General features: G+C 42.8%; 12 protein-coding genes. 3 read left to right on the top strand and 9 right to left on the bottom strand.

Features of this window, described 5'->3' with window-relative positions; translation table 11 throughout:
* Nucleotides 1-7: 7 nt before the first annotated feature.
* The 6 genes from atpH to ABWY16_RS17890 form a co-directional block, all read right to left on the bottom strand.
* Nucleotides 8-556: an ATP synthase F1 subunit delta gene (gene atpH / locus ABWY16_RS17915; protein ID WP_353906034.1), complete on the bottom strand. Its 549-nt coding sequence runs from the start codon at nt 554-556 to the stop codon at nt 8-10.
* Between the two features lie 26 nt (nt 557-582).
* Nucleotides 583-1,077 carry a F0F1 ATP synthase subunit B gene (gene atpF, locus ABWY16_RS17910; protein WP_353906033.1) on the bottom strand — a complete coding sequence of 165 codons (495 nt, stop codon included), beginning with the start codon at nt 1,075-1,077 and terminating at the stop codon, nt 583-585.
* Between the two features lie 84 nt (nt 1,078-1,161).
* Nucleotides 1,162-1,362, bottom strand: a complete 201-nt coding sequence (atpE, locus tag ABWY16_RS17905; RefSeq protein ID WP_090555667.1) for an ATP synthase F0 subunit C — start codon at nt 1,360-1,362, stop codon at nt 1,162-1,164.
* A gap of 37 nt (nt 1,363-1,399) precedes the next feature.
* Nucleotides 1,400-2,419, bottom strand: a complete 1,020-nt coding sequence (gene atpB / locus ABWY16_RS17900; RefSeq protein ID WP_353906032.1) for a F0F1 ATP synthase subunit A — start codon at nt 2,417-2,419, stop codon at nt 1,400-1,402.
* Between the two features lie 128 nt (nt 2,420-2,547).
* Entirely contained in the window at nt 2,548-2,934 is a 387-nt protein-coding gene (locus ABWY16_RS17895) for a hypothetical protein (protein WP_353906031.1), read from the bottom strand.
* A 47-nt stretch (nt 2,935-2,981) separates the two neighbouring features.
* Nucleotides 2,982-3,200, bottom strand: a complete 219-nt coding sequence (locus ABWY16_RS17890; RefSeq protein ID WP_353906030.1) for an AtpZ/AtpI family protein — start codon at nt 3,198-3,200, stop codon at nt 2,982-2,984.
* Nucleotides 3,201-3,284: 84 nt separating this feature from the next.
* Between ABWY16_RS17890 and porW the strand changes: the two genes are divergently transcribed.
* Genes porW through uvrC form a run of 3 tightly spaced genes read left to right on the top strand, consistent with a single transcriptional unit; the run spans nt 3,285 to nt 10,114 of the window.
* Nucleotides 3,285-6,086: a type IX secretion system periplasmic lipoprotein PorW/SprE gene (gene porW / locus ABWY16_RS17885; RefSeq protein ID WP_353906029.1), complete on the top strand. Its 2,802-nt coding sequence runs from the start codon at nt 3,285-3,287 to the stop codon at nt 6,084-6,086.
* Nucleotides 6,083-8,308, top strand: a complete 2,226-nt coding sequence (locus tag ABWY16_RS17880; RefSeq protein ID WP_353906028.1) for a transglycosylase domain-containing protein — start codon at nt 6,083-6,085, stop codon at nt 8,306-8,308. The genes porW and ABWY16_RS17880 overlap by 4 nt, the downstream gene beginning before the upstream one ends.
* Nucleotides 8,309-10,114: an excinuclease ABC subunit UvrC gene (uvrC, locus tag ABWY16_RS17875; protein WP_353906027.1), complete on the top strand. Its 1,806-nt coding sequence runs from the start codon at nt 8,309-8,311 to the stop codon at nt 10,112-10,114.
* A 70-nt stretch (nt 10,115-10,184) separates the two neighbouring features.
* Here the strand turns inward: uvrC and porN are convergent, their stop codons facing one another.
* The 3 genes from porN to porL are packed head-to-tail and all read right to left on the bottom strand — an operon-like array spanning nt 10,185 to nt 13,469.
* On the bottom strand, nt 10,185-11,063 hold the full coding sequence (porN, locus tag ABWY16_RS17870; protein WP_353906026.1) for a type IX secretion system ring subunit PorN/GldN: 879 nt from the start codon (nt 11,061-11,063) through the stop codon (nt 10,185-10,187).
* 7 nt (nt 11,064-11,070) lie between these two features.
* A complete protein-coding gene (porM, locus tag ABWY16_RS17865; RefSeq protein ID WP_353906025.1) occupies nt 11,071-12,609 on the bottom strand; it encodes a type IX secretion system motor protein PorM/GldM in 1,539 nt (512 codons plus the stop codon).
* Nucleotides 12,610-12,653: 44 nt separating this feature from the next.
* Complete coding sequence (gene porL / locus ABWY16_RS17860) at nt 12,654-13,469, bottom strand: type IX secretion system motor protein PorL/GldL (RefSeq protein WP_353906024.1); 816 nt, start codon at nt 13,467-13,469, stop codon at nt 12,654-12,656.
* Nucleotides 13,470-13,477: the final 8 nt, after the last annotated feature.

Genomic DNA, 13,477 nt, shown 5'->3' with positions numbered 1-13,477 from the left:
TCAGGATCTAGACCACACCGTGTGACAGTTCCTTTTTTAGTTTATTTAAGCTGCCAGCAATACTGGCATCAAATTGTTTATCGCCAACTTTAAGAATAAAACCGCCGATCAGCTTTTCGTTTACCTTCTCTTTGATGATGACTTCTTTTGCTCCAATCTCCTTTTTCACTACAGCAACGATCTCTTCTTTGTTGGCATCAGTTAGTGCAATGGCAGAAGTAACTTCAGCAGTTACAATTCCTTTGATCACATTGTATTGTCTGATAAACGCTTTTGTAGTATCAAATAAAATAGCAGAACGGCCTTTGCTCACAATCAGTTTCAGATAGGCTTTTGTGATGGCATGGATACTTTTGCCGAAAATCCCTTCTAAAATTGAGTACTTTTTGTCCAGAGGGATAACAGGGTTCTGAAGAATGGCCTCAAGCTCATTGTTCTGGTTCACCACCTGCTCAATAAGAACCATATCATTTCTGATTTCTTCGAAAGCATTCTGCTCTGTGGAAAGGTCGATTAATGATTTGGCGTATCTTGATGCTGCTTTATTTTCTGACATGTTATTTTTTATTAGAGTAGCAAGAATTAATTCAATTCAACATCTTTCAACAGACCTGCAACCAATTCCTGTTGCTTGGCTTTATCAGCCAGCTGGGTACGCAATACGCGCTCAGCGATATCGATTGATAATGTTGAAACCTGATTTTTCAATTCAGCTAAGGCAGCTTTCTTTTGGTTCTCGATTTCGATCTTTGCTTTTTCAATTAATTTAGCACCTTCGGTATGAGCCTGTTGTTTTGCTTCATTAACGATGGCATCCTTTAATGTTTTCGCTTCTTTCAGGATCAGGTCTCTTTCAGCACGGGCTTCTCTCAAAGTTTCCTCGTTCTGGGCAGCAAGACGCACCATTTCCTGTTTAGCTAATTCAGCCTGGTTTAAGGCTTCATCAATGGTATGTTCGCGTTCTTTGATCGAAGCCAGAATAGGCTTCCATGCAAATTTAGCCAAAACAAACATCAACAATAGAAATGCTATTGTCTGAAAAACAACTAAACCAATTTCCGGTAATAATAATTCCATCTAACTATATATATGTAAATCTTCTTTCTTAAACAATAGGATTGTACTTTGTAGCAATCCTACAAAGTACAATACCATTTTTAGTTACACTAATGCAACTACTACCGCGAAAAGAGCAACTGCTTCAACGAATGCAGCAGCGATCAACATCGCAGTTTGAATTTTAGAGGCTGCTTCCGGTTGACGGGCAATACCTTCCATAGCTGAACTACCGATTTTTCCGATACCCATACCAGCGCCAATAGCAGCTAAGCCAGCACCAATTGCAGCAATACTTCCTGTAATCATGATTCTATATATTAATTGTTGTTAAAAATTCTAATTAGTGGTGTTCCTCTACAGCCATTCCAATGAACAGTGCAGATAATATGGTAAATATAAACGCCTGTATAAATGCAACCAGCAACTCAATTCCATAAATGAAGAGTGCAAAAGGAACAGATACAAACGATACAAAAACAGAGTTGAATACGAAGATCAGTCCTATCAGTGCCAGTACCAGAATGTGGCCTGCAGTGATGTTTGCAAATAAACGTATGGCCAGTGCAATAGGCTTGGTAAATATACCAATGATCTCTACCGGTACCAGTACAATGTATAACCACCATGGCACATCAGGTGTAAAGATGTGTTTCCAGTAATACTTGTTACCATTGAAGTTCACCAGCAGGAAGGTAATCGTTGCCAGAACTACAGTGATAGAGATGTTGCCAGTTAAGTTGGCTCCTCCCGGAAGGAAAGGAATCAGACCCAGCATATTGTTAAACCAGATAAAGAAAAACACGGTTAACAAATATGGCATGAAACGCTCGTATTTATGACCTAAGTTAGGTTTGGCAATATCGTCACGTACAAACATGATGATCGGTTCAAACCATGACTGCAATCCTTTAGGGGATTTGCCGTTTCTAACCTTGTAACCGTTGGCTACTTTCAGGAATACCGCAAGAAGAAGTACCACAGAAAGGAACAGTGTACACACGTTTTTAGTGATAGAGAAATCCAGGGGACGTTTATTGGTCACCTTACCGGCAGCATCATGCTCTGCATAAGCGCCATGCTCATTTGCCCTGTCTGCTGCATAATAAATTTTATCATGCACCATTACAAAACGCTGGCCCGCCCTTTCAACAACAACTTTACCATCTTCATCCTCATGGAATTCACTGGCGTTAAATGTGGCTAATCCGGAAGGTGTGTAAAGTATTACAGGAAGACCAATTGTATAGTCGCCGAATACATGCCAGCTGTGCGAATCAGCAACGTGATGCAGAGCAAACTTACCCAGGTTAAACTTTTTCTCTGCCTCTGGTTCGGCATGAGCGGCTTCAGTTGTCTTCAAAGTGTCCTCCTGCGCATATAACAGGGGCGTTACAAAGAAAAACGCTAAAAAAAGCGTGAAAACAACAATTAACCTACTTACTTTAAAATCAAAAACGTGGCTACAATCCATTTACTGGCAGATTTTTACTATTTATTTTGGTGGCGCAAGTTACATAACAGGGAGTATATTTCAAAGAAGCTGAACAATAAATATAAAGAAAAAAAGTTAAGCGCGAAAACTATCCCCTTCTCAGTACTGTTCAGGCTGTAAATCAGCACGAAAGCCAGAGAAAAGATCATTTTTAAAACAATAGAGCCCATAATGGCCATTACACCGGCCTGCGGATCTATTTTTATACCGAAAAAAGCAGTGAGATAAGCAATGTAGGTAAGCCCTCCGAGGAAGCCGAACACCAGCCAGAACTTGTTAACAAGTAAAGTGACATGCGGGAATAAGAATGGAAGGGCGTACGCAATTCCCGCAAGAATCAACGTATAAATTACATAGTACAGGGTAAATTTGGCTAAATTCAAATCTCTTTTTTTTACAAAAATATAAAATTAGCAGATGAATCCACCTCTTAATTTTTACTATTCAATTGTCTCACAACCTGGTAAAGTGAAATGATTACCCCGATCAATCCTAAAATTGCCATGAAGATAAACTTATCGCTATGCCGGTACGTATCTATTTTATATCCTGCAAAGGCAAACAGGCCGATAACGGCCAGCATCTGGAAGCCCATGCCGGTATACCTGACAAAGTTTGTGGTGTTTTTTCCTTTCCGGTTATTATCCATTTTATGCAAACTTAGAATTTAAATTAATTTACTTAGAAAATAGTGCTTAATAAAATACTTTTGTCATATTCTATTACATTTGTAATGAACCAATTCTGCCTTTTGAAGAATACAGCCTACCGCCACATCAGATTATTCTCTTCTCTTATAGGGCTGTGTTTGCTGGCAGCATGTGGCACTCCTAAAGACACCGCAATGAGCAGGGGCATGCAAAACCTTACTGCAAGGTATAACTATATCTACAATTCCAATCTTATCCTCGATAGTTACGAGGAACAGCTTTACGAAACGTATAAAGACAATTACAATGAAATCTTGCCTGTGTATACTGTTCCTGAAAAATTCAGTTTCAGTACCCTAGCCAATGTTCCGGTAAACGAAAGGGACCTGGATAAGATCATTACCAAAGCCCAGGCAATTGTTGCGGATAAAGCATTCAGCAATTATATTGACAATGCCTACATACTTATGGGAAGGGCACAGTATTACAAGACCAATTACTTTGTTTCTGAAGAGTATTTTGATTACACTGCAAAAACTTACAGTTCAAAACCAAATATCCGGGTGAGCGCTTTAAACTGGAAAGCCAGAAGCCTGATGCAGCTGGATAACCTGAAGGATGCTGCGCTGATCCTGGATACCGTATACAGGGACCTGCCCGATATGAAAGGCGGCAAAGCAGAACCTCTGGCCACCATTGCACAAATGTATATTTACCAGGGACGCTACGCTGATGCAATACTACTCCTGACAAACGCAGTGAAAGCCACACCGCTGAAACGCAACCGCATCCGCTGGACGTACATCCTTGCCCAGTTGTATGAACAGCAAAAAGATTACAAGGAAGCCCTGTCCCACTATCTCAGCGTACAGAAAAGCAACGCTGCCTTTGAACTGTACTTTAACGCGAACCTGAACAGGATTAAACTGACCGGGCTGCTGAACGGGGAACGTCTCAACAGGAAGAAACAATTGACTGCCCTGCTGCGCGATGATAAAAACCTGGAGTATATTGATCAGATCTATTACCATATAGCAGAAAGTTATGCAGATGACAGTGATTTTACTGCTGCAGAAAAATACTATAAGCTATCCGTCCGCAACAGCAGCAGGAACAGTTACCAGAAAGGGATTTCATACCTCAGGCTGGCCGATCTGAACTTTAAGGAATTCAGGAACTTCCTCAAAGCAAAAGATTATTATGACAGTACTGTCACTACGCTGCCAAAAAGCTATCCGGGATACGAACAGATCCTCAGGAAAAGCAATAACCTGGAGTATATCAGCAAACGTTATGAGGCGATAGCCTTTCAGGATACTTTACAGCTGCTGGCAAAATTACCGGAAGCGGAACAGCAAGCAAGGATCAAACAGATGACGCTGAAGGCAAAAACCGCCGCAGCCGATAACGGGAGCTTTAAAGAAGATCCTTTTGCCGCGGCGAATCAGGCAGTAACTGCGGGAGGTAATGCTGCGCTGAATAGTGGTTCTACCTTCTACTTTAGCAATCCTGCTGCAATGAACAGGGGCAGCTCCGATTTCAGTACGAGATGGGGCAAGAGGAAACTGGAGGACGACTGGCGCCAGAGCCTGAAGTCTTCCTCACAGGCCACTACTGAAAGTATCGTAAAAGTAGAGAATGGTGGCAGGCCCAACGAAAAAACTATTGCGATCGGCAGCGCCGCTGATACTTCCGCCAGCAGATACCTTTCTGCATTACCGCTTACGCCGGCACAGCTGGCAGCATCCAATCAGAAGATCATAGATGCCTATTATGAGATGGCCAATTTCTACCAGCAGGAACTGGAAGACCAGGCAGAGGCACTCAGAATTTACCAGGTAATCCTCAGCCGCTTTCCAGATAATAACCGTCTGGCCCCGATCTACTATAGTTTGTACCTCGGCTACAAAAGCAGCAATGCGGCAAGTTCAGATAAATACAGAAAACTCGTACTGGATCAGTTTCCTTCAAGTGTGTATGCCAAAACTATACTGGATCCCCAGTATTCCCTGAAGCAGTCGGAACTGGAAGCCAAAGTACTCGCTGTGTATAACCAGGTGTTCGGGCAATACGAAAGAAAGGCTTTTCCGGAGGTGATTAATTCCGCGAACGCGAGTATGGAAAAGTATCCAAACAGCATGATGAACCCGCAGCTCAGCTACCTCAAATCCATTGCTATCGGAAGAACGCAGCCTATCGACAGCCTGGTTGCCGCTTTTACTGATATTACTGCTGCTTATCCCCTCGATAAAGTAATCGTACCACTTGTAAAAAGTCATCTCGCCTATATTGCTGCCCACAGGGATGAATTCAGTAAAAGGAAAGTTGCACTACCAGATTTTGATATCAATGAACCCCGTTTCTTTGTTTCGGAGCCACTGCCTTCGCAGCCTCTGCCACCAAAAGCCGCTCAACCCGCAGTCCTTCCAAAACCAGAGGTTAAAACTGCTGAGCTTATCCTGAAAGAAACACCAAAAGCAGAAACTACTGTTACGCCTCCACCTGTTATCGGGAAACCGATCTTCAGCGCTGAGGAGTCAAAAGTGTACTATTACGTAATTGACGTGGAAGACGCCAGCCTCAGGCTCAGTTCTTCTCGTTTCGGGATCGGCCAGTTTAACAGGGGCAACTATGCTGATGCGGGACTAAGGCATCAATTAACAGAATTTGACAATGACCAACTCATATATGTTGGGAACTTTAGTAGTTTTGCAGAAGCAAAAAGTTACGCTGATGGAATTACTCCTCAATTGAAGCAGATCATGAAAGTTCCGGCCGGAATATATTCCAGCTTTATTATTAGTAAGGAAAACTTTGAAAAACTTCAGAGTAAAGATCTTGTAACTAAATACTTAGATTTCTACAATAACACCTATCAAAAATGACCAAGAATATTTCAGCTGCAGAGATAAAATCTTATAACCTTACCCTCTGGAAGCTTTTTATTGGAGCACTGCTTATCTTTTCTTTGTTCATCGTTGCCATCGGATTCGGATTATTCGGTGCGCTGCCCTCTTTCAGGGATATTGAACATCCGAAAAGTAACCAGGCATCTGAAATTCTTACCGAAGACAAAAGAGTTCTCGGGACCTACTTTGTACAGAACCGATCAAATGTAAATTATTCCCAGATCTCCCCAAATGTAATCAACGCGCTGATCTCAACTGAGGATACCCGTTTCAAAGAACATTCGGGAATCGACTTCAAACGTACTTTTACTATTATCTTCTACAACCTCATCGGTAAAAAACAGGGCGCAAGTACCATTACACAGCAGCTGGCCTTAAACCTGTTTTCTGAAGAGGGACGCCAGCGCAATTTCTTCAAAAGGCTGATGCAGAAGTTTCAGGAATGGATTGTAGCTGTAAAACTGGAACGCAACTATACCAAGGAAGAGATTATTACTATGTACCTGAACACCGTGGATTTCGGTAACCAGGCTTATGGAATTAAGTCGGCCGCCAGAGTATACTTTAATACAACCCCTGATCAGCTTACTGTACCGCAGGCAGCTACCCTGGTGGGATTGCAGAAAGGGATTACCCGCTACTCACCTACCCGCAACCCGGAGCGCTCATTGGCCCGCCGGAATACAGTGATGGCCAATATGGTCAAGGAAGATATGCTTACCCAGCAGCAGTTTGAAGAGGAAAAAGAGAAACCTTTGGGTTTGCATTTCAGTGCAGCAACCGTAAATGACGGTATCGCCCCGTATTTCAGGGCAGTTCTTAAAAACGATATCAGAAGAATTTTTCAGGAACGCTCTATTGTAAAGGCAGACGGCACACCATACGATCTGGACAGGGATGGTCTCCGTGTAATTACAACGATCAACTATGACATGCAGGTGTATGCCGAGGATGCCCAGAAAGATGCGATGAAGCTGCTGCAGGCACAATTCCTGAAAAGCTGGAAAGGCAAGGACCCTTTTAAAGACAAGGAATTGCAGATTGAACAGGGGATCAAAAGGTCAGATCGCTACAAGGCTTTGCAGCTGGAAGGAAAATCTGATGAAGAGATCAAATCAGATTTCAACACGCCTGCGGAAATGAGCATCTTTACCTGGAAGGGTGATATTGATACACTGATGAAACCAATTGATTCGGTTAAATATTATAAATTACTGCTGAGAAATGCGATGATGGCCATGGATCCCAAAACAGGTTATGTAAAAGCCTGGGTAGGTGGTATCAACTATGAGCATTTTAAGTACGACCAGGTAAAAATGGGAACACGACAGGTAGGTTCAACAGCCAAACCTTTTACCTATTCTGTAGCAATTGAAAATGGTTATTCCCCGTGTTACCAGGTACTGAATGAACCTGTGACGATTGAAGTTCCCGGCAGTGCGCCATGGACACCAAAATCAGGAGGTACACTGCCCGGATACCTGACCTTACAAAAAGCACTGGCTTATTCACAAAACTTTATTGCCGCATATCTGATGAAACAGGTAGGCCCTACCGCCGTGGCAACACTTGCAAAGAAAATGGGGATTACCTCAAATGTTCCTGCTTACCCATCTATTGCACTGGGTACTTTTGATGCTTCGGTTTTTGACATGGTAGGTGCCTACAGTGTATTTGCCAATAAGGGCGTATGGACGCAGCCGACCTATATTTTGAGGATCGAAGATAAGAACGGAGTCGTTTTATTCTCTCAGACGCCGCAGAAACACCCGGCAATGAATGAAGAGGTAGCCTATGTGATGACACGCATGCTGATTGGTGTAGTAAAAACAGGTTTTGGCTACCCGCTGATCAGTAAATATGGCATCACCACTCCTGTTGGCGGAAAAACCGGTACCACTCAAAACAACTCTGACGGATGGTTTGTTGGTATCACGCCCGACCTGGTTGCAGGTGTTTGGACAGGTTGCGAAGACCGTGCTTTCCACTTTATAAATACCAATCAGGGTGAAGGAGCGAAAACCGCAATGCCTGTTTTTGGAGGGTTCTTCAAAAAAGTATACGCAAACTCAAAATTGAAAATAAGCAAGGGTGATTTTGAAATGCCTAAAAACGGCGTATCCATCACTTATGACTGTAACCAGTATCAGCAGCAGCAAACAGATACGACAGCACTTGACCAGAAGTTAGGTTTTTAAATGAGCAGTTTTGATTACAAAAAGGCATTAGCCGATATTCCCCATAATCCCGGTGTTTACCAGTACTGGGACCAGGAGGATACACTGATCTATATCGGTAAGGCCAAAGACCTGAGGAACCGGGTGGGTTCTTATTTCAATCAGGATACCCAGATGAATGGCAAGACCAGGGTGCTGGTTTCCAAGATCCGTAAGATTACCTTTACCATTGTTGACAGTGAGATTGATGCCTGGTTACTGGAAAACAGCCTGATCAAAAAGCATCAGCCGCGCTACAATATCATGCTGAAGGATGATAAAACCTATCCATGGATTATTATCAAAAAAGAAGCTTTCCCACGTATTTACTGGACCAGGAACAAGATCAAGGACGGATCAACTTACTTTGGCCCCTACGCCTCTGTTGGCATGATGCATACTATTCTGGACCTGATTAAGGAAACCTATCCCCTGCGTACGTGTAACCTGCCCCTCACTGACGATAATATCGAAAGCGGCAAGTTTAAAGTTTGCCTGGAATATCAGATCGGGAATTGTAAAGGCCCCTGTCAGGCTTATCAGTCGCACACCGATTACGACCAGAATATAGAAGAGATCAAAGAAATCCTGAACGGAAAGATCAGTAATGTGATCAGGGAAGTGAAGCAGATTATCAAAAATGCTGTGGCTGACCTCAACTTTGAATACGCACACCAGTACCAGAAGAAATTGCTGGTGCTGGAGAAATACCAGAGTAAATCTACTGTGGTGAACAGTTCTATCACTAATGTGGATGTGGTAAACATTGCCTCTGATGAAAGGTATGCCTTTGTGAATTATCTGAAGATCATGAATGGCAGTATTATCCAGACGCAGACCATAGAGATCAAAAAACGCCTGGATGAATCTGATGAGGAACTGCTGACCATAGCCATTACTGAATTCAGGACAAAATTTAACAGTACGTCCAGAGAAGTGATTGTCCCCTTTGACATCACCCTGTCTGATGAAAATCTGAAATTTACTGTTCCAAAACTGGGAGAAAAGAAAAACCTGCTGGAATTATCCCATAAAAACGTATTGTTCTTCAGACGCGAAAAACTGAACCAGTATGAAAAACTGAACCCGGACCTTCGTTCTGAACGCATTTTAACGCAAATGCAGAAAGATCTGATGCTTACCCAGCTGCCGGTCCATATCGAATGTTTTGACAACTCCAACTTCCAGGGCGCATACCCCGTTTCGGCTATTGTAGTATTTAAAGATGCCAAACCTTCAAAAAAGGATTACAGGCATTTTAACGTAAAGACAGTAGAAGGTCCCAACGATTTTGCCACTATGGAGGAAGCTGTTTACAGGCGATATAAGCGGATGCTGGAGGAAGAAGAGAGTTTGCCTCAGCTGATCATCATTGATGGTGGTAAAGGGCAGCTATCCTCGGCTGTAAGCAGTCTGAAGAAGCTGGGTATAGATAAGAGGGTTACCGTGATTGGTATAGCAAAACGCCTTGAAGAGCTCTATTATCCGGGAGACAGCTACCCGCTGCATCTGGATAAGAAATCGGAAACCCTGAAGGTCATCCAGCAGCTGCGTGACGAGGCCCACCGTTTCGGTATTACCTTTCACAGGAAGAAGAGGGATCAGGGCACCCTGAAAACAGAACTGGAATCTATTCCCGGAATTGGAAAAACTACGGCTGATAAACTGCTGCGCCAGTTTAAATCGGTAAAGAAAATCAAAGAAGCGACTACTGCCGATCTGGAGAAGGTCCTTAATAAATCGCAGGTACAAACACTGCTGGCCTTTTTTGCCGCCAAAAATATGTAAAATCAAAACCCCGGTACCAATGGCACCGGGGTTTTGTTTATCATTTGGATTACGCTTTCCAGCGACTGGATTAGTATTCCCAGAGACTCTGCTCATAATCTGACATCCCTTTTTTGATACGGTCAGATTCATATAACTTTCTCGGATCTTTAGGATCGGTCTGGTTCAGAATTTCTATGATTGTTTTATTTGCCGGGTTAGTCTCTTTCACAATGTTACTTGAGAACAGTCGTCTTACAAAGAAGTCGTCATAAGTCAGTACAGATGCGTCATTGGCAGGATTTACCAGTTTAGATTTGCTTAGCAAAGGCCTGGCTTCATCATAGTAGATCCAAAATACCGGCTGCCAGTTGCCTTCAACCATTTTCATCGGTGCAATACCTATGATACGTGGTTCAAAAACGGATCTTTTCACGTCCAGGATCCAGTCTTCCTTGATCCTGTACTTCAGGAACTCGTCTGGTCTGAGCCTTTTCATAATCGGGGCACCTACCTTTCCATTCGCATCAGGATCTCCCTCAGAGGTTCCTCTTGCGCTTGTTAAAGCTTCATTGGCAGTCAAAGCAATCTTAAAGGAGTCGTTATCTTCCAGTAATTTACCTGAAGTCGTATCTTTTGGTGAATAAACCGTCAGTTCTTCATTTGCCACGGCATCCATCAGGATTTCAATTAGTTTTGAACTTTCTGATTTCAATACAGAGTTGATGGTATCACGCAGGTCGATTTCGCGCCAGACACGTTTTGAATAGAAAACATCTTCTTCCCTTACATCAGCAAAAGGCACCATAACACTACTATCCACATCTTTTCTGGCATAAAAACCATCTTTAGGTGGAGTTTTGATCTTGGTTTTTTTAAGAACAGGGGCACTTACCGGAGTAGCCGGCGTCTGCGCAAAAGACGCTGTTCCAAATAACAGCAGGATAATAGTGTATAGAACTTTCTTCATCTTGAATCTATTTAGCTATAAATGTTATTGCATCCAGGCTTTTTTGTCTGCCGTCAGGGCCTTCAACAACGATATCTTTAAAGATTACTGTTGCACCTGGTTTAATTGAGTTCAGGGCACCTTTCACTTGTCCGCCAAAAGAACCACCTGGGTTTGCCATAGTAACAGCGTCTGATCTTGGATTAATGAATGTGGTATTGAACCTGATTACCTTATATGTAATATCGAATACAAAATCATCCAGCTGTGTCTCGATCACGTTTGATCTTGCCAGCCATTCGAGGTCTACATTACCACCGGATTTTCCTTTGATAAAAGCTTTCGGTGTAGGCAGGGCTTTTACCCTGAATGCCTGAGAACCCAGATTAAGTGTTTTTCCGGCATTGCTTGCAGATACCGAAATATTCAAAGTTTTACCTACCTGATCTGCACCAACTTTTACTGAGAATTTACCGTTTGAACCAGTAATAGATCCGCCCGGCATGCTTGCCCTTACGCTTTCCAGAGGAAAACCTGCTGCAGATACTGAAAACGGATTGGGAATACCTGCATAAATTACGTTCATCTTATCCGGTGAAACTGTAGCTGATGGTTTTGCCACCTGGTAAGTTTGTTCCGGAGTTCTGTATTCTTTCACCTGCCCGTCGGTTTGTTTCACACGGATCACACCTGACCATTTGAAAACACCAACAGATCCTGTACCGCCGGTATAAGTTCCTTTACCGTCTTTGGTATTTAACCTGCTGCCGTTAACGGTAATTTCAGGACTTGACTTTGAATCACTGGCCGTAAGGAATACCTGTGCAGCGTAAGGCTGTCCCTGTATTACATATGAACTTGGTGCTACTGCTACCGCAGCAAACTGGTCAAGGTTAACCAGAGATTTATCCATATTACCGAATAATTTTTTTACGATCTCTGCTTCAGCATTTTTAGTATCTGCCTGAATTTTGCTCAGTACAGTATTTGCTGCCGTTAATGGAGTTCCTTCACCGAAGTTGATGTCTTCCCATAACTTTTTACCCGAAACATTTTTTTCTGCATCTTTGGCTTCCAGTGAAAAGGAAACACTTTTGCGGTCCTGCGGCTCCAGTAAAGCGATCAGCTTTTCCCTGGTTTCGTTGATTTTCGCTTTCAGTTTCTCGCCTTCTTTCTGGTTGATCATGATGCCCTGGGCGATATCCAGGTTACCTCTTTCAACAAGGTCACCTGTTTCTTCGCTCAATCCGCCACCGGCGGTGCTGAACTGCTGTTTGATCTGCTGCACATATGCATTCAGTTCATCAGCATATTTTTTTGCCTGATTGGCTTTGTCCCAAATAGGTTGTGCCCTTGCCGGCTCTTCTTTCAGCTTTGTATTCTGGAAAGCTGTAAAGAGCTGGTCAATGCTTGTGTTCACATTGGTTCTGGATGATTCAAGACTATCGTTGATATTCTTAAATGCATTCAATATTGTATCAGATACGTTTAGCGCAAGCATAGCTAACAATACCAAATACATGATATTGATCATCTTCTGCCTTGCTGATTCTTTTCCTCCGGCCATTATATAAGCTCTCTCTGGTTAAGTAAATATTTAATTATCTGAGACTAGGTACGTGGCTGGTTCATAGCCGTCAGCATATTACCATAAATAGCATTTAGTGATGACAGATTTTTAGCCAGTTTACCCACCTCTTCCTTGAACTGTTTTGAATCTTCCATTGATTCATTGAAGTTGTTCATGGTAAGGGATAAGTTCTGATAAAATTTATTCATTGATTTCAGATGCGCACTTGAATCCTGTAATTCCAGTTCATATACTGCATTTAAAGAAGAAAGGTTCTTTGCCAGGTGAGTTACCTGTTCGTGGTAAGCTTTAGCATCGGTACTGGTTTCACCCAATTCAACTAAATGAGCTGTTGCTTTGCTGAAAGCACCGGTAAGGGTGTCAAAGCTTGCTGAGGCCAGTTTGATTTTTCCCGTATATTCTGTAGTTGCTGTTGAAGCATCCGCTACTGAAGTTATTGCCGAAACTTTATCGCCGAAGGTACGCAGGCCATTTCCTAAGCTTTCTATCAGTTCAGGTCCGATTTTCGCATCTCCGAGCATTTTATCCAATGCTGCTGTAGACGAGAATCCGGTCTGGGCCACTGGTGCTACCGGTCTTGCAGACACTGTAGGCAACTCACCTGTAAAGCTGTCACTTAGTTCAGGGTAAACCCTATCCCATGCTGGTTCTGGTGCTGGCGGGAAAAATCCGGTTAAGAAGAATAAAAATGCTTCTACGCCCAGACCGATACCAATCATATAATTTCCCCATATCCCTCCAAGGTGAAGGATTTTGAATAATGCTCCAATGATAACGATACTTGCACCCCATGATATGGCTACGTGTAACCAATCAAACTTCTTTTTTGCTGCCATGTTTTTTA

The organism is Pedobacter sp., assembly GCF_040513095.1.
Classification (GTDB): Bacteria; Bacteroidota; Bacteroidia; order Sphingobacteriales; family Sphingobacteriaceae; genus Pedobacter.
Note: the sequence above shows the minus strand (reverse complement) of the source record. Positions and strands in the feature narration are given on the sequence as shown.

Bases quoted from the DNA above. Each gene is read 5' to 3' on its own strand.
- atpH (WP_353906034.1), bottom strand. From the start codon at position 556: ATGTCAGAAAATAAAGCAGCATCAAGATACGCCAAATCATTAATCGAC.
- atpF (WP_353906033.1), bottom strand. From the start codon at position 1,077: ATGGAATTATTATTACCGGAAATTGGTTTAGTTGTTTTTCAGACAATA.
- ABWY16_RS17890 (WP_353906030.1), bottom strand. From the start codon at position 3,200: ATGGATAATAACCGGAAAGGAAAAAACACCACAAACTTTGTCAGGTAT.
- porW (WP_353906029.1), top strand. From the start codon at position 3,285: ATGAACCAATTCTGCCTTTTGAAGAATACAGCCTACCGCCACATCAGA.
- ABWY16_RS17880 (WP_353906028.1), top strand. From the start codon at position 6,083: ATGACCAAGAATATTTCAGCTGCAGAGATAAAATCTTATAACCTTACC.
- uvrC (WP_353906027.1), top strand. From the start codon at position 8,309: ATGAGCAGTTTTGATTACAAAAAGGCATTAGCCGATATTCCCCATAAT.
- porN (WP_353906026.1), bottom strand. From the start codon at position 11,063: ATGAAGAAAGTTCTATACACTATTATCCTGCTGTTATTTGGAACAGCG.
- porM (WP_353906025.1), bottom strand. From the start codon at position 12,609: ATGGCCGGAGGAAAAGAATCAGCAAGGCAGAAGATGATCAATATCATG.
- porL (WP_353906024.1), bottom strand. From the start codon at position 13,469: ATGGCAGCAAAAAAGAAGTTTGATTGGTTACACGTAGCCATATCATGG.